Source organism: Streptomyces sp. NBC_00102, assembly GCF_026343115.1.
Lineage (GTDB): Bacteria > Actinomycetota > Actinomycetes > Streptomycetales > Streptomycetaceae > Streptomyces.
In genome coordinates this window covers 546,819-567,589 of sequence record NZ_JAPEMC010000002.1, presented here as the reverse complement: position 1 = coordinate 567,589, position 20,771 = coordinate 546,819, and the positions used below count along the sequence as shown (strand labels likewise).

The 20,771-nt window shown below is 69.8% G+C and carries 3 protein-coding genes; all 3 read left to right on the top strand.

The annotated features are described in order from the left end of the window. The first annotated feature begins 7 nt into the window (after positions 1-7). Genes OHA55_RS29850 through OHA55_RS29840 form a run of 3 tightly spaced genes read left to right on the top strand, consistent with a single transcriptional unit; the run spans position 8 to position 20,732 of the window. Positions 8-466, top strand: a complete 459-nt coding sequence (locus tag OHA55_RS29850) for a YbaB/EbfC family nucleoid-associated protein (RefSeq protein ID WP_266712162.1) — start codon at positions 8-10, stop codon at positions 464-466. A 6-nt stretch (positions 467-472) separates the two neighbouring features. Beyond that, complete coding sequence (locus OHA55_RS29845; protein ID WP_266712160.1) at positions 473-808, top strand: hypothetical protein; 336 nt, start codon at positions 473-475, stop codon at positions 806-808. Positions 809-815: 7 nt separating this feature from the next. After that, on the top strand, positions 816-20,732 hold the full coding sequence (locus OHA55_RS29840; RefSeq protein WP_266712158.1) for a hypothetical protein: 19,917 nt from the start codon (positions 816-818) through the stop codon (positions 20,730-20,732). Positions 20,733-20,771: the final 39 nt, after the last annotated feature.

Sequence of the window (20,771 nt, the reverse complement as noted above, 5' to 3'; positions counted from 1 at the left end):
CACAGGCATGAGCGACATGAAGGAGACCATCGAGCAGCGGCTCGCCCGCGCCATGGCCGACCTGGAGACCACGACGGCCGCGGTGGCGGAGGCGGAGGCGGAGCTGAGCCACGCCAGCTGCACGATCCGCTCCCTGGACCGCTCGGTCGAGGTGACCGTCAGTGCGCAGGGCGATCTGACCGACCTGCGTTTCCTGGACGGCAAGTACCGCTCCATGCCCGCCGGGCAGCTGGCCGCCAGTGTTCTGGAGGCCGCCCAGGAGGCACGGTCGGTGATGGCCCGTCAGGTGATGGAGACCTTCGAGCCGTTCACCCGGCCCCACGATTCCGTGCCCGAACTGCCGGGTGTGAACATCGACTGGAACAAGATCTTCGGCCCGGGGATCCTCGACGGACCCTCGGGCGGGGACCGCCACCCCTCGTCGCGCCGACTGCTCGACGAGATCCACGAGGACCAGGAGGACTGATCAGCGATGCCCGAGGGAAACGCGTACTACGCCGAGCCCGAACGACTGGCCGCCGGTGTGCGCCAGATCGACCAGATCAGCACGCTCGCCCACGAGATGCTCCGCGACTTCACCATGGGCCTCAACAGCACGGTCGGCTGGCCGGGCCACGACGACAGCTTCGCCGAGGAAGTGATCCCGCAGGAGAAGCGTGAGCGCACGATGGCTGTGGAGACCGGAACCTCGCTCGTCGAGGCGGTTTCCGGAGTCGCCGACGGCACCCTGGCCAACCTGGACAACATCCGCACCACCCAGAGCGGCGTGATCGACTCGATCAACTCGGCCCGCCGCGGAAAGCACTGACACTCCGATGAGCATCATCGTCTCGCCCCAACTCAACAATCTGCTCTTCGTACTCATCGGCGAGAAGATGCTGCAAGCGGACGAGGACCTGGCCTACCGGAGCCACCAGCCCTACCGGCGGCTCGGCAAAAATGTCCGGGAACTGTCCGATCTGATCGAGCAGTCGGTCTTCGGCGTGGGCCAGGCGCTGCCCCCGCAGGTGGGACAGCAGTACATCCGGGCCATGCGCCTGTTCGTGGACAACGGCGGGACGAACTATCTGCGTGAGTTCGCCCGGCAGTTGGACGATGTCGGCAACGGCCGGGTCAAGATCTCCATGGACATCATGGAGGCCAAGTGGTCGATCATCGCCGAACTGGTGCGGCTTCTCATCGAGTTGGCGATCATCGCGGCGCTGTCGTTCTTCACCGGCGGCGCCTCCGCGAGCCAGACCGCGACCGCCAAGGCCCGCAGCAGGGTGGCGATCCTCGCCTCCCTGGACCAGTTGCTCAAGCGGACGCATCTGCTGCCGAGTCTGTCCGAGGCGTTCGACGAGGCGTTCCAGACCTTCGTGGTCCGGCTCGCCATGATGACGATGGCCCCGCCGGGCCGCAGGCCCGACGGCTTCGACTGGAAGCAGATCGTCGAGGACGGCCTCTTCGGCGCCGTCACCGGCATGTTCCACGGCGCCTTCGAATCCCTGACCAAGAACCTCGGCAAGGGCTTCCGCAACATCCTGGACGGCCCGAACGGCGCCCAGTTCAGCAAGACCAACACCAAGAACATCACCGACGACATCACCTCCAAGATCGACAAGCCGCCGCCGCGGTCCGCCGGCGACCGGTTCGTCCGGGCAACCGGCAGCGGAACCAACGAGTTCCTGGTGGCGGGTGGTTCGGAGGCCCTGGCCGAGATCGTCGTCACCGGCGTCCTGCACGGCAAGTGGGAAGGCAACCTGGACACGTTCGTCGGGGCGGGCGTCAGCTCCGTGGTCGGTTCGGCACTGTTCGGGGCGGCGGCGAAGTTCGGCGGCGCGTTCGGGTCCGGATTCGACTTCAGCAGCGTCAACGTCCTGCCGGTCACCGGTGAGGACGGCGCCTCGGCCGACGGGCGGAATACCGGGCGCGACGACGACCGCGCACCGGAGGCGGTGCCGACCACGTCCTCCACCGGTCCGACGCGCGAGGGCGCGACGGACCTCTCGACCTCGGTGACCACTCCCCGCGGCGTCGACGCCGGCCTCGGGGCCGGGTCCGACGGCGTGGGCGCGCTCGGCGCCATCGGCGGTGGCGGCACCGGTACGGTCCCCACCTCGTCCTCCGGCGGTACGCCCGCGACGTCCGGCAGCGGAACACCGCAGAGCGGCGGCAGCGGCCGGTCCGCTCCGCCTCCCGCCACCCATCGGCGGAGCGACGAGTCCGAGGGCGTACCGGAGAACCCGGCGGCCTCCGACACGGACGAGGACGCGCCTCGGGCGACGGACGACGGCGCGGACACGACCGCCCCGAGTACGGGGACGACCGGCCAGGGTGCCGGCTCCGCCCCTCGGTCCACCGACACCCGGGAATCCGCCTCCCGCGGCACGGACGAGGAGGCCCCGGCGACAAGCGAGGGGGCGGTATCGACGATCGATACGGCCGGCGCCGCATTCCTCCCGGCCTCGGCCACCGGCGCCCCGGTTCACCACGCCCCGGACGCCGGTGCGCCCGCCCACACGGTCTCGGCACAGGGGCGGACGCCCACGCAGGGACATCAGGTGAACGGCACGGGTTCGCCGCAGCGCGCGAGCAAGGGGACGCCGGACGCCACCGGTCCCGGTTCGGCGGACGGGTCCACACCCGAGTCCTCCACCGAGTCCGCGAGCCGGCCCGGGACTTCGTCCACGGCCACGCTCCTGCCGGGGGACGGCGGGGCCGATACGGCCGGGGGCACGGGAACCGATACGGATGGCGGTGCGAACGGGGGTACCGACGTCGACTCGGACGTCCGTCCTGGCGTCGCCCAGGACACGGGGGCCGGCGCGGCCACCGCTCCGCCGACGGCCGGTACCGGGGGCCGGGAGACGGCGCGGTCGGCCCCGCCCTCGGCGGAAACGTCCCGGACCGCGCGAGCCACGGAACGCCCCGGCACCGAAAAGGGCCGTTCCGCCGACGGCGCCCCGGACGCCTCCGCCCCCACTCCCCTCAGCACTCGGTCCGAGGGGAGCCCACCGACGACGCCCGGGCGGAACGCGGCGCCGGACACCGTGGCATCCCCGACGCCGACGACGTCCGCCGCCACGAACGCGCTGGAGGAACCGGCCCCGGCGATCCCCACGGTCACGACGTCCGTACCCGCGGAGCTCGATCCCGCGCCCCCCACGGCCACGAAGTCGGCCACAGCGGTACCCACGGCCACCACCCCGGTGCCGGCGGAACCCGACCCGGCAACCCCCGTAGCCACCACGTCCGGTGCGGAGAGGCGCGGTTGGGAAGCGGCGCGGTCCGTCGTACCGCCCGTCACCCGTAGCCACACCTGGACGGACCCGGTCTCCATGCCGAGGACCGCCGAGGGCAGACCCACCCGCTACACCGTCGACTCCTCCTTCGACGTACGCCGCTTCACGCACGACGGCGAGGCGGTCGTGGACCTGACCGTCGAGGTCGCCCTCGACGGCGCCGACACGGTCGGCGACACCGAACGCCGGGCTCTGTGGGAGCGGATGGCGGCCGGGGTGCGGCAGACGTTCAACGATCCCGGTCACCGGCTCGCCACCGGGGAGCGGCTGCACGTGACCGTCGTGCCCGCGGTCGCGGGCCGACAGCCGCATCTGGCGGTGGAGTTGACCGGCCCCGGTTCCAGCCTCCGCACCTCGCAGCACGTATGGCGGTCCGACGCCACCGCGCAGGACCTCGCCCACGAGATCGGCCACCAACTCGGCCTGCGCGACGAGAACCGGGACGCCACGGCGCCGCAGCGCCCCCAGGTCGACGGCAGCCTGATGGGCACCTATCAACGCCCGGTCACCGAGGACATCCCCGAGGAGCAGCAGGGCAGTTACGCCCAGGGCGGTCTGCGTCCCCGCCATCTCTCCCTGCTCAGCGCACTCGTCGGCGGCCCGGACGACACCGTCGGGTCCATGCCACCGCGCCCCCGGTCCGAGGGCGCCGACCCGCTCGCGCCGCTCGCCCCGTCTCCGTACGTCCGGAGTTACGGCAGTCGGCGCGACGGCAGCGTGGGCTTGGTGCAGGTGGAACCGCTGCCGCCGCGGATCGCCGAGGGCCTGCACCAGCATGTGATGAGCCTGCTGGGGATTCCGGCGGACCAGCAGGCCACGCACCCCGTTCGTGCGCAGCTGCGCCGTGAACTGGGAGGCGAGCAACTGGTGATCAACCTGCCCTATCTGCTCAGCAGCATGGGGCACCGGGTCACCGTGGACGTCGGAGGCAGGCGGCGGACCGTCGACGTACGGCTGTCCCTGCACGACCCCGTGTCCTCGCTCCGCCAGGGCACGCGTGACCCCTCGGACCCTGCCGTGAACGTCGAGCGGCGCGGGCTCGGTACCCAGGAGTCGGGCGACACCGAGTCGTCCGGCAACATCCGGACCCTGTCGGTGCCCTGGTCGGCGACGTTGCCGATCCCGGCCGCCGGGCCGGTGCGCGGGGTGGACTTCGGACCGTCCCTGACTCTGACACACAATCAGCTCTCGCTGTCGACGTCCGTCACCCAGACCGTGCAGACGACGACGGCACAGCGCAGCAACGAGTCTTCGCACGCCTTCGGTTACGGATCGAACTGGCAGGCGCGGGTCGACACGCCCCGTATGGCCCCGATGGACAACTGGGGCCCCGGCTCCGAGCTCGGGCCGGTCACGATCTGGTTCCCGGAGCATCTGAGCGTGGAGCGGCCGGCCGACGCCGAGCCGTTGCCGGAACCCGCCGACCTGGACGAACTGCCGCTGTGGGGCGTGGACAGCGTCAAGGAACCGCACCAACTCCTGGAGATGGTCAACGGCGAGTTCCGCGGCGACCTCGCCGGCCTCTCCGACTCGTCCGCGGAGGCGCTGCAAGCCTTCCTCTCCGAGCCGGTGCTGCGCGGCACGCTGCCCATGCAGCGGGCAGGCGGCATCTTCTCGCCACTACTGCTGGACTCGAGCGGGCGTGCGATCGGCATGCTGAAGGTGGAAACGGAGGTCACGCCGGGCAGGCCCACGCATCAGAGCCAGGACAGCAAGATCAACCTGGAGAGCCATCTCCTCAACACCGTCAAGATGGACGGGCAGGCCAAGGTCACCAACGGCGTGGGAGTGGACCTCGGAGTAGGCCCGGCGTTCACCGCCAGCCACGCCAAGGGGCACCCGGCCGCCGCGGGCAAGGTCGCGGGATCCGTCCTGGGCAAGGGCGGGGTCCGCTGGCAGACCAGCGACACCCTCGGCAGCGGGGGCAGCGCGACCATCTCGCACTCCCTGCGCAGCAGCCGCAGTCACCTGCTGACCCCCGCGAGCGTGCGGCACACCGTCACCCTCGTGCGCCCCGGCGGCGGGGAGACCGAGCGGAGATTCGGGCCCTGGGACGACGGCATGCAGTTGCGCGTGCTGAGCAGGTCCGACGCTGCGGGGAAGGTCCCCGAGGACGATGAACTCCGTTACCTGCCGACTGAGTTGGAACACCTCCGGAGCATCGGCACCACTGCGGCCCCGCTGGCCGTGGAGGGTCCGGAGCAGCTCTTCGCCCACGCCGAGGTCTGGTTGCGGGCGAACGGGTTCCTGCCCGCTTCCGCGACCACGACGAGCCGCACCGTGGTGCTGCCCGACGAGGCTCTGGTGCAGGCCCAGTTGAACAACCTGCGCCGGTTCGAGCAGGCCCGCTCGGACGTCGGGCTGCGGGCCGCCGTGGACGCGATGGTCGACGGCGGTCACGCCCTGTGGCTGGAGAAGCCCACCACGGGCGGCGGGACCCGCCGCATCCGGCTGAACCTGAGCGCCACCCGTGACACGACGCCGGGACCCGTCACCGCGACACCCGACACGACACCGGCACCGGCACCGGCACCGACACCGGCACCGGCACCGGCACCGGCCACCGAGACCCCCGACAGGGCACCGGCACCGGCGGCCCCGCGTCCGACGCGACACGTGCGCACACTGCCCGGCCTGCACCTCATCGGCCTGACATCCTTCGTCATGAGCGGCTCGGAGCAGCAGTCCTCCGGCTACGGCTGGACGGCCGGATTCGGGGGCAGCGTCAGCGGCCCCGTGAGTGCCCCCGGCAGCTCCGGCACCCTCGGCACAGCCGCCGACTACGCCTACACCAGCCAGATCTCCCACGCGGGCAACGTCGGTTCGGGGCTGAGCCAGGACCAGCAGTTCGTCGGCGTGAACCAGGGCGGCGAGGTCTTCGACATCCCGGCGCGGTTCACCCTCGACCTGCACGACGGTCCGGGTACCGAGCCCACCGTCCGCTTCGCCGAGCACACCGCCGCCACGCCGTACGTCGGACCGGGCGCCACCCCGCCCCCGGCCGGTCCGCCGCCGACGGCCGTCACCGGCAGCATCAGGGTCGCCGTACCGCACCACCGGACCCTCGCGGCGCTCCCGGACCCCGCCCCTCGCCCGCGGAACGGACAGATCCGGGAGGTGACGGAGGAGGACCGGAAGGCGCTCGCGACGACGGGCCCCGACGGCCGCCCGTCGGAGGGGATCGCCAAGCTTCCGGACGACGCGGTCCTGGACGTGTTCCGCGGCTCCGGCGACCTCCAGGAGGCGATACGTCAGATAGCCGCGGGCACCTATCCGGGTCACCCGCAGCCGGGTTGGGCGACCGGGCTGGGCACCGCCATCAGCGGCATGAGCCCGGAGGTCGTCAAGTCGGCGGCGTCACTGGTGGCGACGTCCGCGGCCGGACAGAGCGTAACCGATCCGACCACCCTCGCCGCCGAGGTACAACAGGCGGCCCTCTCGCCGGCGAACCTCACCGCGCGGGGGCACCAGATTTTCAAGGGCAGCTATGTGATCGAGGGAGTCACCCTGCCCGGCCTCGGCGCCGACCAAGAGTACTCCCTGGAGATCAGCGGGGTGCTGCGCAACCCCCGTCTGATGCTGAGCGCCACGCAGCAGGTGGAATCCGGCGTCTCCTCCTCCGACAGCGCGTCCCAGCAGAAGTCCGCCTCCGGCGCCCACCAGAGCGGGGTCGCGGTGACCGGCACCAGGGCACCCGCGGTGGCCGAGCCGACCGCCCCCTCCGCCGCGCCCCTGAAGCGGCCGGACACCTTCGGGCCGTCCGCGAAGTACCTCTACACCGCGAAGTCGGAGGACTCGGGGACCCTTTCCACCACGACCGCCGTGAACCGCAACCCGACCGAGAAGGCGGAGGGTCACCGTATCGGCGCCGACGCGTTGATCCTGGTCACCGTGCGCGGGGGTACCCGCAACGTGGTCGGCAACACCCTCGGTCTGGGCAGCGGGGAACCGGTGACCATCGCCGTGGAGCTGCCGGATGCCGTCCAGTTCCTGATGACAAACGATCAACTGGGTCGGCATCGGGAGTGGTTCACCGGCGTCGAGGGGCTGACCCCGCCGCAGCAGGCGCCGGAAGACCTTCCGCTGCCCGGCCGCTTCGCCCGTACGGGAGAGCTGGGCCTGGCGGGCGTCTTGTCCGTCACCCAGCTCGGGACCCCGCGCGGCAATCCGGAGGCCGCACGTGCCGACTCCGAGCCCGTGGACGCGGACACGACCGTGTCATCCCCCTCCGCCGTCCCCGAAGGCACGCCCCCACCGCCGGCCTCCACCACCTCCGAAGACACGGCCGCGGCCCCCGGCACTCCCGCCGATCCGGCAGACCCCGTTCCGGTGGAGCGCCGGAACCGGCTCTACGACGAGTTGATCGCGCTGGTCGAGTCGGAGGCCCCGGGCGTCACGCAGCCGGGGCACGCCGCCTACCTTCCCGGCGTGGCGTCCCGGATCGCCGACTACACCTCACCCACCGGACTGCGTGCCCTGCCCGGTCGTGGGCCGAGAGGCGTGCAGCGCTTCCACTTCCGCCATCTGGCGAAGGGCGGCGCCCGGCTGGTCGAGGTCACCCTGAACGCGAGACCGCGTGCCGACGCCGAGGAACGGCGCACCATTCGCGGGCGGAGAGCCGGTGCGGGCGGCGGCCTGGAGCAGTATCACGCGCACCAGCCCGCGGGAGTCGCCACCGGGACGACGAACACCACTCAGCACGGTCTCACCTTCAATCCCACCACGCGCTATCCCCAGCCCGGCAACGACACCCGTACCGACCGCAGCGGCCCGGTGCTGAGCGCCGCGACCACGCGCGCCCACGGCACGAAGGCCACCACCACCGCCGAGGACCGGTTCTGGCTGCGCACCGACAGTGCCGCCGACTTCGACCTGGAGTACGACTACGAGGCGGGCGTCCGCTCCGAGCTCGTCGCGGACTGGCCGCCGAACGTGCTGGGCGGCATGGTGCAGGGCTGGTTCCTGCCGTCTGCCGGCGCGCCGGAGGACGGCTCCGGGGTCGCCGGCTGGATCAGCCGTACGCTCAGCGGCCGTCCCAGCCGCTCGGCCGTCGTGCCTGCCCGCGTGACGCTCAGGTTCACCGGCAGCGAGGCCGCCGAGGGCCAGGAGGTGGACCCGCCGCTGCTGCCCGAGGTCTCGGAGACCGCGCCCGCCCTGAAGGGAAACCGCTTCGTCCCGACCGGGCCGGCCCCGGTCTTCGAGTTCAACGCCTGGCCGGAACTGACCAGCGCGTTGAACAGCGTCGCGCCCGGCCAGAATCGCGGCTGGCGTTCCCTGGACACCTCCACGTCCGCGGAGAGCACCGCCGTCCGCATCGGCGAGCTGATCCAGGCGGGCGAGATCGGTCTGGACCATCCGCGCACCGCGGCCGGGCTGACCGAGAGCATGCCCGGCGCCTATCCGTTCGAGTCGGCGCCCGATACCCCGCCGTCCCTGTCCGTCACCCTGCACAACCCGCGCCGGGTCACCGAGGCGTCGGACGTGACCCTGGACCGGCTCGGTTTCAGCAGCACCGTGGGCGGCTCGTCGTCCAACGGTGGCGTGACCGGCGGAATCAGCTTCCAAGGCATCTACAGCCACGACAACGCCAACCAGGCGTCCGGTGGTGCCACCATCCCGGTCCTGGCCCGTCAGCCCCGGACGACGGGCGGCACGGCCGGTACGTCCGGGGGGCGACGCGAATGGCTCAAGACCGGAGGGACGTCGGCCCCCAAGGACGGCTCGCACGGCACCCGCCCCCATGAGGCGCTGGTCGACACCCACGTGACCGTACGAGGGCCGGAGGGAACCCGGCATGTCACCGGCACCGCCACCGTGCGCGTCGCGGAGCGGGACGTACTCGGTCACGGCATCACTCCGCCTCGTACCCATCCGCAGGTGTACGACCTGGCGTCCATGGTGCGGGCGGGCGCGGACCTGTCGGTGTCGACCGCCGGGGCCGCCGCGGACCTGAGGGACTGGCGGACGCATCCGCTGGACTCCCTGCCCGATCTCCTGGCGTCCCAGATCGACCCCGCCGACCCAGAGGCCCAACTGTGGCTCGCGGTCGGCACCGACCCGGCGACCGGGGACGGGACTCCCGCCCGGCCCGATCCGCAGGAGCTGGGGCGCGCCCTGTTCGCCGCCTCGCAGACGGCGGCGACGGCCGGGAAACCGGTCGAGTTGGTCGTACGGTACGAGGACGGCACCCTCGGGCTCTGGAACTTCGACTCCGAAGGTCAGCCCTCGGGACTCGACCCGGACGCGCTGGCAGCGTGGCAGCGGTTCGACACGGAGGCTTCGGACCTCACCAGGGCTGCGCGGGAGGAACAGGAGAGCCGCCAGCAGGAGTTCGCGCTCCGGGAAGCCCTGGAACAGCAGGGAGCCGTTCTTGCCGACGCGCTCCGGGAGGTGGACCTCGCGCTCGCGGAGACGCGGCCCGTTCCCGCCGGGACCGGGCCCGCCGATGCCGGGCCCGTCACGCGCCCCCGGATGCGGCTGGACCGTACCCCCCGCTTCACCGTCCCCTCCCGTTTCGACGTCCGCCGCATCCGGCACGACGACGAGACGGTCACCGACCTCACCATCACCGTCGCCTTCAACGGCGGTAACAGTGGGACGGCTTGGAGCAAGCTCCGCCAAGGAGTCGAGGACTACTACAACGCTCCCGGCCACCGCCTGCCCAACGGCGACCTCCTTCACATCACCGTCGAACCCGCCCCACCCGGCACCACAGCCCACCTGACCGTCGACCTCGTCGACCACGACACGGTCATGGACCAGCAACACTGGCACCACGACGCCAACCCCATCGACTACGCCCACGAGCTCGGCCACCAACTCGGCCTGCGCGACGAATACCAGGACGACACCGCCCCCCACCGCCCCGACATCAAAGGCAGCCTCCTCGGCAACTACCACCAACCCTCACCCGACGCACTCCCCCCAGCCCAACTACGCGACCGTCACCTGGAACTCCTCGCCACCCTCATCGGCGACACCGACATCCAGCAGAGCAACGGCAACTGGGCCGAGTCACGGGCCAACACCACGCCCGCCGCGCGTAGTCACACCTGGGTCGACCCCGTCTCCGAACCCCTCGGTCCGGAAGACGACAACACCGGCCCACGGGACACCGACGCCGTCGCTGCCCGCATGCTCCCGATACCACCCGGCCTCCGCCGACAAAGCTCCGACTCCGACTCGGACGCAGCCGACTCCGACGACACCGACTGGGACGCACCCGCCCCGACCCCGGCCGGCCCGTCCACGGCACCACGCTTCACGTGGGTGCAGCCCCCTGGCTCCGCGCCGAGTCCCGCGCAGTCACCGCCCTCGCCCGAACCCACGCAGGACGACGAGGCAGAGCAGAGCACACCGTTCGACGCATCGACCCTGGTCACCTACGTTCTTCCGGACAGCCTCCCCGAGGGCCCGTTCAACGCACAGGCCCTGTGGTCACTGGCACCCCCGATGGAATCCTTCGCCGTGGTCACCGACACCAGGCAGGGCCTGACGGTGCCGCTCACATATCCGGACAACCGTGTATCAGCTGAGTGGGACGACCCCCAGTACGGCATCGACGTCTTCAACGCCGTGATGGAACCGGCCGACAAATACCTCGACCTCGTCATCGAACGGGCCGAGCGGATACGGGCGGACGAAAACGCGGACAGCCGCGAACGGGGCATCGCAGAAAGGCTGTTGAAGGCCAACGCGCTGCTCAAGGACGACGGCTGGCGACCCGAGTACCGCAGCGAATTCCTCCGCGTACAGATGCTCCTGACAGAGCACGGCCTGCTCGACGGTCTCCCCCGCGAGCTCGTCAGCAACCCCGACTGGCAGCGGCAGAACGACGTGCAGGACCCCGAAGACACACCGTGGGCCCTGGTCGAACCCACCGACATGACCGGCCCGGTCGGCGGTTCACTCCGCGGCACTGACGGTGTGTCCGCCCAGTTCCACACCTGGCTGAACGACAACGGCGGAGACAGCGCCTGGCTGTCCGCCTGGGCCGAAGAGCAAGCGGGCGGATCGATCAACACCGAACCCCAACGGTTCAAAGTGCTCATCAGTCACTTCCGCCCGCCCAAAACGGACGGCGGCTACTACACGGCCGGCCTGAGCAGCAACCTCCGCCACGACACCTGGCAGTTGGGATCCCAGGAATACCCGGTCACGCGATTCGACCGGACATCCCTGGACGATCCGGCCGTCTACCTGCGCAGCATGATCGCCCAGCACGTCTTCACCTACGAAGTGCTCACCCGGGTGAAAATGCCCAACGTCGATCCCACCGCAGGAGTCGTCCAGCTCATCCGCCTCGAAAAGCGGAGCCTGCTGGAAGACCAGAACGGCGGACCCATGACCGCCGGGGACAACGTGCAGATGACACGCGGCCCCGCCGAGTCCTACAGCCTCCTCACGCCCTACAAGGACCCCACCGACGAAAGCAGCCACACCCTCGGACCATTCTGGGTCACCTCACAGAAGATCCCGCTGCACCACGTATTCGGCACCTACCTCCAAAGCCGCGCCAACACGGTCCCCGACCGCTCACTCCTCCTGGGCGAAGGAGAAAACGAATTCCTCGCACTCGGCGACGGCGCACCCATCACCTACCACGGCACCGACACCCCACCCGTCCTGCCCACCGCACCCACCCCACCCCAGACCGTCTCCGCCCGAGCCCCCCAGCCCGGAATGCGAACGGCCCGACAGTCACCACCACAGGTGGCTGCGGCAGCCCCGATCGAGGAGCTGCCGAGCGAAAGGGAGATCGCGGCGCGGGCGCGCCTGCGCGCTGCGGAGTCGGCCCTGGAAGCCGCCGGCGTGCACGCCGACGACCTCCAGCAAAGAATCAGCCTTGCCGACGGCCCACAGGAAGAGGCCGCTCTGCGAGAAGAATTGCAGCGGCATACGACTGTCCTTGCCGACGCCCTCCGGGAGGTCGATCTCGCGCTCGCGGAAGCAGGGCCCGCTCCGGTCGGGACCGGACCCGTCCCGCGCCCCCGGATGCGCCTGGACCGCACCCCCCGCTTCACTGTCCCCTCCCGTTTCGACGTCCGCCGCATCCGGCACAACGACGAGACGGTCACCGACCTCACGATCACCGTCGCCTTCAACGGGGCCAACAACAACGCGGCCTGGAACAAACTCCACCAGGGAGTCGACGAGTACTACAACACCCCCGGCCACCGCCTGCCCAACGGCGACCTCCTTCACATCACCGTCGAACCCGCCCCACCCGGCACCACAGCCCACCTGACCGTCGACCTCGTCGACCACGACACGGTCATGGACCAGCAACACTGGCACCACGACGCCAACCCCATCGACTACGCCCACGAACTCGGCCACCAACTCGGCCTCCGCGACGAATACCAGGACGACACCACCCCCCACCGCCCCGACATCAAAGGCAGCCTCCTCGGCAACTACCACCAACCCTCCCCCGACGCACTCCCCCAAGCCCACCTACGCCAACGCCACCTCCAACTCCTCGCCACCCTCATCGGCGACACCAACACCCAGCACAGCAAAGGCAACTGGAAGCAAGCCCGCAACGCCAGCACCGCATCCGCCCGCAACCACACCTGGATCGACCCCGTCTCCCAACCCCTCGGGCCCGAGAGCGACGACAACAACGAACAAGACACCGACGCCGTCGCTGCCCGCATGCTCCCGATACCACCCGGCCTCCGCCGACAAAGCTCCGACTCCGACTCGGACGCAGCCGACTCCGACGACACCGACTGGGACGCACCCGCCCCGACCCCGGCCGGCCCGTCCACGGCACCACGCTCCACGTGGGTGCAGCCCCCCGTCTCCGCGCCAAGTCCCGCGCAGTCACCGCCCTCGCCCGAACCCACGCAGGACGACGAGGCAGAGCAGAACGCACCGTTCGACGCATCGTCCCTCGTCACGTACGTCCTTCCGGACAGCCTCCCCGAGGGGCCGTTCAACGCACAGACCCTGTGGTCCCTGGCACCCCCGATGGAATCCTTCGCCGTGGTCACCGACACCAGACGGGGTCTGACGGTGCCGCTCAGGTACCCGGAGCACTATCCGGCAGCAGCCGAGTGGAGCGACTCCTGGGAAGGCTTCGCCGCCTTCGACGCCGTGATGGAACCGGCCGACAAGTACCTCGACCTCGTCATCGAACGGGCCGAGCGCATACAGGCGGACGAGAACGCGCCCGGGAGCGAACGGGACTCAGCAGAAAGGCTGTTGAAGACCAACACCCTCCTCAAGGACGACGGCTGGCGACCCGAGTACCGAGTTGAGTTCCTCCGCGTGCAGATGCTCCTGACAGAACACGGTCTGCTCGACGGTCTCCCTCGCGAACTCGTCAGCAACCCCGACTGGCAGCGGCAGAACGACGTCCAGGACCCCGAAGACACACCATGGGCCCTGGTCAATCCCACCGACACGTCCGGCCCCATCGGCGGTTCACTCCGCGGCGCGAACGGTGTGTCCGCCCAGTTCCACACCTGGCTGAACGAAAACGGCGGAGACAGCGCCTGGCTGACCGCCTGGGCCGACGAACAAGCGGGCGGATCGATCAACACCGAACCCCAACGGTTCAAGGTGATGATCAGCCACTTCCGCCCACCGAAGCCGGGCGGTGGGTACTACATGGCCGGCTTGGACAGGGACTTGCGACACGACGCTTTGGAGTTGGACGGCCGAGAATATCCCGTCACGCGCTTCGACCGGGACTACCTGGGAGATCACGCGGTCTACCTGCGCAGCATGATCGCCCAGCACGTCTTCACCTATGAAGTGCTGACCCGGGTGAAAATGCCCAACGTCGATCCCACCGCAGGAGTCGTCCAGCTCATCCGCCTCGAAAAGCGGAGCCTGCTGGAAGACCAGAACGGCGGACCCATGACCGTCGGGGACAACGTGCAGATGACACGCGGCCCCGCCGAGTCGTACAGCCTCCTCACGCCCTACAAGGACCCCACCGACGAAAGCAGCCACACCCTCGGACCATTCTGGGTCACCTCACAGAAGGTGCCGCTGCACCACGTATTCGGCACCTACCTCCAAAGCCGCGCCAACACGGTCCCCGACCGCTCACTCCTCCTGGGCGAAGGAGAAAACGAATTCCTCGCACTCGGCGACGGCGCACCCATCACCTACCACGGCACCGACACCCCACCCGTCCTGCCCACCGCACCCACCCCACCCCAGACCGTCTCCGCCCGAGCCCCCCAGCCCGGTCGGGTGCCGGGCGAACAGTCACCTCTGCGGGAGACCGCGGCAGCCCCGATCGACGAGCCGCCGAGCATCGACACGCCGCTGACCGAGAAGGAGATCGCCGCCCGGGCCCGCCTGCACGCCGCCGAGTCGACCCTTGAGACCGCTGGACTACACGCCGACGACCTCCAGCACAGGATCGACACCACCACCGATCCACAGGAAGAGGCCTCCCTGAGAGCGGAATGGGAGAGACATACGACAGTCCTCACCAACGCCCTCCACGAAGTCGATCTCGCGCTCGCGAAAGCCGGGCCCGCTCCGGCCGGGACCGGACCCGTCACGCGCCCCCGGATGCGGCTGGACCGCACCCCCCGCTTCACCGTCCCCTCCCGCTTCGACGTCCGCCGCATCCGGCACGACGACGAAACGGTCACCGACCTCACCATCACCGTCGCCTTCAACGGGGCCAACAACAACGCGGCCTGGAACAAACTCCGCCAGGGAGTCGAGGAGTACTACAACGCTCCCGGCCACCGCCTCCCCAACGGCGACCTCCTCCACATCACCGTCGAACCAGCCCCACCCGGCACCACAGCCCACCTGACCGTCGACCTCGTCGACCCAGACACGGTCATGGACCAGCAACACTGGCACCACGACGCCAACCCCATCGACTACGCCCACGAACTCGGCCACCAACTCGGCCTGCGCGACGAATACCAGGACGACACCGCCCCCCACCGCCCCGACATCAAAGGCAGCCTCCTCGGCAACTACCACCAACCCTCACCCGACGCACTCCCCCAAGGCCAACTACGCGACCGCCACCTCCAACTCCTCGCCACCCTCATCGGCGACACCGACATCCAGCACAGCAACGGCAACTGGAAGCAAGCCCGCAACGCCAGCACCGCATCCGCCCGCAACCACACCTGGATCGACCCCGTCTCCCAACCCCTCGGGCCCGAGAGCGACGACAACACCACACAACGGGACGCCGACGCCGTCGCCCCCCGCATGCTCCCGATACCACCCGGCCTCCGCCGACAAAACTCCGACTCCGACTCGGACGCAGCCGACTCCGACGACACCGACTGGGACGCACCCGCCCCGACCCCGGCCGGCCCGTCCACGGCACCACGCTCCACGTGGGTGCAGACCCCCGTCTCCGCGCCGAGTCCCGCGCAGTCACCGCCCTCGCCCGAACCCACGCAGGACGACGAGGCAGAGCAGAGCACACCGTTCGACGCATCGTCCCTGGTCACCTACGTTCTTCCGGACAGCCTCCCCGAGGGCCCGTTCAACGCACAGACCCTGTGGTCACTGGCACCCCCGATGGAATCCTTCGCCGTGGTCACCGACACCCGACGAGGCCTGACGGTGCCGCTCAAGTACCTGGACGACCGCCCGGCAGCCGAATGGAGCGACCCCTGGGACGGCAACGTCGTCTTCAACGCCGTCATGGAACCGGCCGACAAGTACCTCGACCTGGTCATCGAACGGGCCGAGCAGATACAGGCGGACGAGCACGCGGACAGAAGCGAACGGGACTCCGCAGAGCGCTTGTTGAAGGCCAACACATTGCTCAAGGACGACAACTGGCGACCTGAGTACCGCATTGAGTTCCTCCGCATGCAGATGCTCCTGGGAGAGCACGGCCTGCTCGACCGTCTCCCCCGCGAACTCGTCAGCAACCCCGACTGGCAGCGACAGTTGGGCGTGCAGGACCCCGAAGACACACCCTGGGCCTTGGTCGATCCCGCCGACATGACCGGCCCCATCGGCGGTTCACTCCGCGGCACTGACGGAGTGTCCGCCGAGTTCCACACCTGGCTGAACGACAACGGCGGAGACAGCGGCTGGCTGAACGTCTGGGCCGACGAACAGGCAGGCGGATCGATCAACACCGAACCCCAACGGTTCAAGGTGATGATCAGCCACTTCCGTCCGCCCACAACAGACGGCGGCTATTACACAGCCGGTCTGAGCGGCAACCTGCGTCACGACACCTGGGAGTCAAACGGCCAGGAATACCCGGTCACACGATTCGACCTGACGTCCCTGGACGATCCCGCCGTCTACCTGCGCAGCATGATCGCTCAGCACGTCTTCACCTACGAGGTGCTGACTCGGGTGAAGATGCCCAACGTCGACGTCACCAGAGGAGTCGTCCAGCTCATCCGTCTGGAGAAGCGCAGCCTGCTGGAAGACCAGAACTACGGCCCCATGACCGTCGGGGAAAACGTGCAGATGACACGCGGCCCCGCCGAGTCCTACAGCCTCCTCACGCCCTACAAGGACCCCACCGACGAGAGCAGTCACACGCTCGGACCGTTCTGGGTGACATCACAGGAGGTGCCGCTGCACCATGTGTTCGGCACATACCTCCAAAGCCGCGCCGACACGGTTCCCGACCGCTCACTCCTCCTGGGCGAAGGAGAGAACGAGTTCCTCGCACTGGGCGAAGGCGCACCCATCACCTACCACGCCACGAACACACCGCCCGTCCTGCCCGTCACGCCCACCCCGCCCCAGACGGTCTCCGCCCAGGCACCCCGGCCCGGAATGCGAACGGCCCGACAGTCACCACCACAGGTGGCTGCGGCAGCCCCGATCGAGGAACTGCTGAGCGAAAGGGAGATCGCGGCCCGGGCACGCCTGCACGCCGCGGAGTCCACCCTGGAAGCCGCCGGCCTGCACGCCGACGACCTGCAACAAAGGATCAGCGACAGCCCACAAGAAGAGGCCGCTCTGCGAGCGGAGTTGGAGAGGCATAGAACTGTCCTCGCCGACGCCCTTCTGGAAGTCGACCTCGCGCTCGCAGAAACACGACCCGAGACCGGTCCAGTCCCGCGCCCCCGGATGCGCCTGGACCAAACCCCGCGCTTCACCGTCCCCTCCCGCTTCGACGTCCGCCGCATCCGGCACGACGACGAAACGGTCACCGACCTCACCATCACCGTCGCCTTCAACGGCGGCAACAACGCCACGGCCTGGAACAAACTCCACCAGGGAGTCGACGAGTACTACAACACCCCCGGCCACCGCCTGCCCAACGGCGACCTCCTTCACATCACCGCCCAACCCGCCCCACCCGGCACCACACCCCACCTCACCGTCAACCTCGTCGACCAGGACAACGTCATGGACCAGAACAACTGGCACCACGACGCCAACCCCATCGACTACGCCCACGAACTCGGCCACCAACTCGGCCTCCGCGACGAATACCAGGACGACACCGCCCCCCACCGCCCCGACATCAAGGGCAGCCTCCTCGGCAACTACCACCAACCCTCACCCGACGCACTCCCCCACGCCCAACTACGCGAACGCCACCTCCAACTCCTCGCCACCCTCATCGGCGACACCGACATCCAGAACAGCAACGGCAACTGGGCGGAGTCACGGGCCAATGCCAAGCACGCCGCGCGTAGTCACACCTGGATCGACCCCGTCTCCCAACCCCTCGGACCGGAAGACGACAACACCAACCACTCGAACACCGACGCCGACGCCGTCGCCGTCGCCGTCGCCGCCCGCATGCTCCCCATCCCACGCGGCCTCCGACAGGACTCCGACGACTCAGACGCCGAAGCCTCCGACGACACCGACTGGGACGCACCCGCCCCGACCGTGACCACGTCACTGCACACAACGGCGTTCCCTCCGCCCGCTGCCACGCCGACACCGGTCTACGCGGCGCCGACGCCGGCGCAACCCGACGACCAGGCGGCCCCCGGGGGCGGCCAGGACGGCCAGGGCAGTCCGCGGAGCGCGTCTCCGCCGGCACCGACCACGCTCTCGCCCGACGCCCTGCCGACAGGTCCCTTCACCACGGCGACGCTCTGGTCGAACGCTCCGGCGTTGCCCGACTTCAGCGTGATCACCCTGGGGCACGGCAAGACCTATCCCATGGTCTATCCGGGCGACCGGTCGATCTCCCAGTGGACAGACCCGTACGAGGGTGTGAACGCCTACGACCAGGACCTGGTGACGAGCGCTCAGTACCTGTCACTCATAGCTCAGCGGGCCGAGGACGTCGTCGCCGACGCGAACGCCTCCGGAGTCGAGAAGAAGGCCGCGGAGCGGCTGCTGGAGACGAACTCCCTACTGGAGGCGGACGGGTGGCTTCCGGAGTACCGCAGCGAGTTCCTGCGGATGCAGATGCTGCTCGGCGAAGGCGACCTGTTGGACAGCTTGCCGGCGCGGCTGGAGTCGGACGCCGGCCCGGTGTGGGCGCTGACCGACCCCACCGACGGCGCCCCATCGGCGCAGCGCCCGGTGGGCGGATCCCTGCGCGGTGAGCACGGCGTGTCCTCCCGTTTCCACGCCTGGGTGAACGACAACGGCGGGGACAGCGACTGGCTGGCCGATTGGTCCCTGGGACAGTCCGGTGGTTCCATCCATTCCAGCTCGCAGTACTTCAAGGTGATGGTCAGTCATTTCCGTCCTCCGCGGGAGGAAGAGGGCTATCACATGTCCCGGCTCGACGAGCAGAGCAGCCTCGTGCGCAGCGACCGCTGGCAGGACGAACACGGGAGGGACTTCCCGGTGACCGCCTTCTCCCCCACGTACGTCCGCAGTATGGCGGCTCAACACGCCTTCACCTACGAGATGTTGCGCCGGGTGCAGATCCCGAACGTCGACGCCGCGCGGGGGGTGGTACAGCTCATCCGTCTGGAGGAGCGAAGCCTGCTCGGCCAGTACAACGAGAACATGCCTCCGGTGGGCGGCCAGATCCGGATGAAGCGGGGTCCGGCGGAGTCGTACAGCCTCTTGGAGCCGTACAAGGACCCTGCGGACACCGACAGTCACATGCTCGGCCCCTTCTGGGTGACCTCCCAAGAGGTGCCCCTGCACCGCGTTTTCGGCACCTACCTCCAGAGCCGGGCTGTCCCCAAGGAGGAGAAGTGGTCGGAGCACACGCTCTTCCTGCGTGAGGACGAAAACGAGTTCCTCGCTCTGGGCGAAGGCGTGTCCATCGTCTACCACGGCACGAACACGCCGCCCGTCCTGCCCGTAACGCCCGCCCCGCCCCGAGCCGTCTCCGCCCGAGCACCCCTCCCCGGCCAGGAGTCTGGCGGACAGCGGCAGTCGGCGGCTTCGGGGAGCTCCGGCCGGGGCTCCTCGTCGCGCGGGCGGACCACCCTGGACGAGCGGATCCGCACCGCGCAACGCCTCAGCCGAGCGGCCGAGGCGGAGTCCGCCCACATCAGGCGCAACCGTCCCGCCGAGCGCCAGGGTGTGTGGCCGGACGAGATCCGTGCTCGCGATGCCCGGCGGACCCTCGAACAGCTGCGGAAGGACAAGGGGTCGACCGGCACCGAACCGCCCGGCACCGAACCGCCCGGCACCGAACCGGCCAGTACCCATCCGGCCAGTACCGAACCGGCCAGTACCGGATCAGCCGGGGACGGATCCCAGCAGAGCGACCTCGCCAGGGCCGCCCGTGCACGCAGGTACGCCGCTGAGAAGGCGCTGGAGGAGGCGGGCCGACGTGCCGACGAGCTGCGGGAGTTGCTCGACGCCGCTCGCGAGCGGCAGCTCCTGTCGGCCCGCGCTCAGCGGGGGGCCGCCGAGCGCCTGGCGGGACTCGCGGCCGATGTGGACAACTTGCGGGGCGCCGCGCAGATCGACATGCCCACGGGATCGCTCGCGCGTACGCCGTCCCAGTGGCCTGACCCGAGCTCCTGGCCGAACCCGGCAAGAGGGCTTGGCGACAACGACGTTCGAGGCGAGGGCCGCGCCGTCCCGTCGTCTCCCGAGGAGTCGTTCTCGGCGACCTTGCTGCGCGCGTTGAGCCGGTCGTCCGCCCCCGCGCAGGACGGCGGGGGTCGCGAAGCCCTCAACTTCTGGTTGTCCGAACGTATTTCGGCCCTGGAAACGGAGGGCGGCGTGCCCGTCCCGGGGCTGCCCTCCGGTGACGACACGGCCGACCTCGACGAGATCAACGCCCTCGGTGTCACACTCGGACCGGGCCAGCTTGCCGAGGCGAGCATGCTGGGCGGCCGGATAACCTTGTCCGCAGCGCAGTTGGACATCGGGCAACGGATCGGACTGCTCGTCAGCCGGGCCGGCCCCGGGTCCTACCCTGAGGCCATGGCGTCCCTGGCAGCGACGGTCTCCGGCCGGAACGTCGTGATCGTCGACCAGGACGGCATCGAGCACAGCCAGGGAACCGGAACCGGTGAGCCGGTCCGAATCGTCTTCGACGGGGTGCGCTACACGACGCCCCCGCAACTTGTGCGAGAGACCTGAGGCATGGCCCGCACCTCTCCCAGCACCACACGGGAACCG

Excerpts from the sequence above, each read along its gene's own strand:
- OHA55_RS29840 (WP_266712158.1), top strand. The coding sequence starts at position 816 with ATGAGCATCATCGTCTCGCCCCAACTCAACAATCTGCTCTTCGTACTC.
- OHA55_RS29850 (WP_266712162.1), top strand. The coding sequence starts at position 8 with ATGAGCGACATGAAGGAGACCATCGAGCAGCGGCTCGCCCGCGCCATG.
- OHA55_RS29845 (WP_266712160.1), top strand. The coding sequence starts at position 473 with ATGCCCGAGGGAAACGCGTACTACGCCGAGCCCGAACGACTGGCCGCC.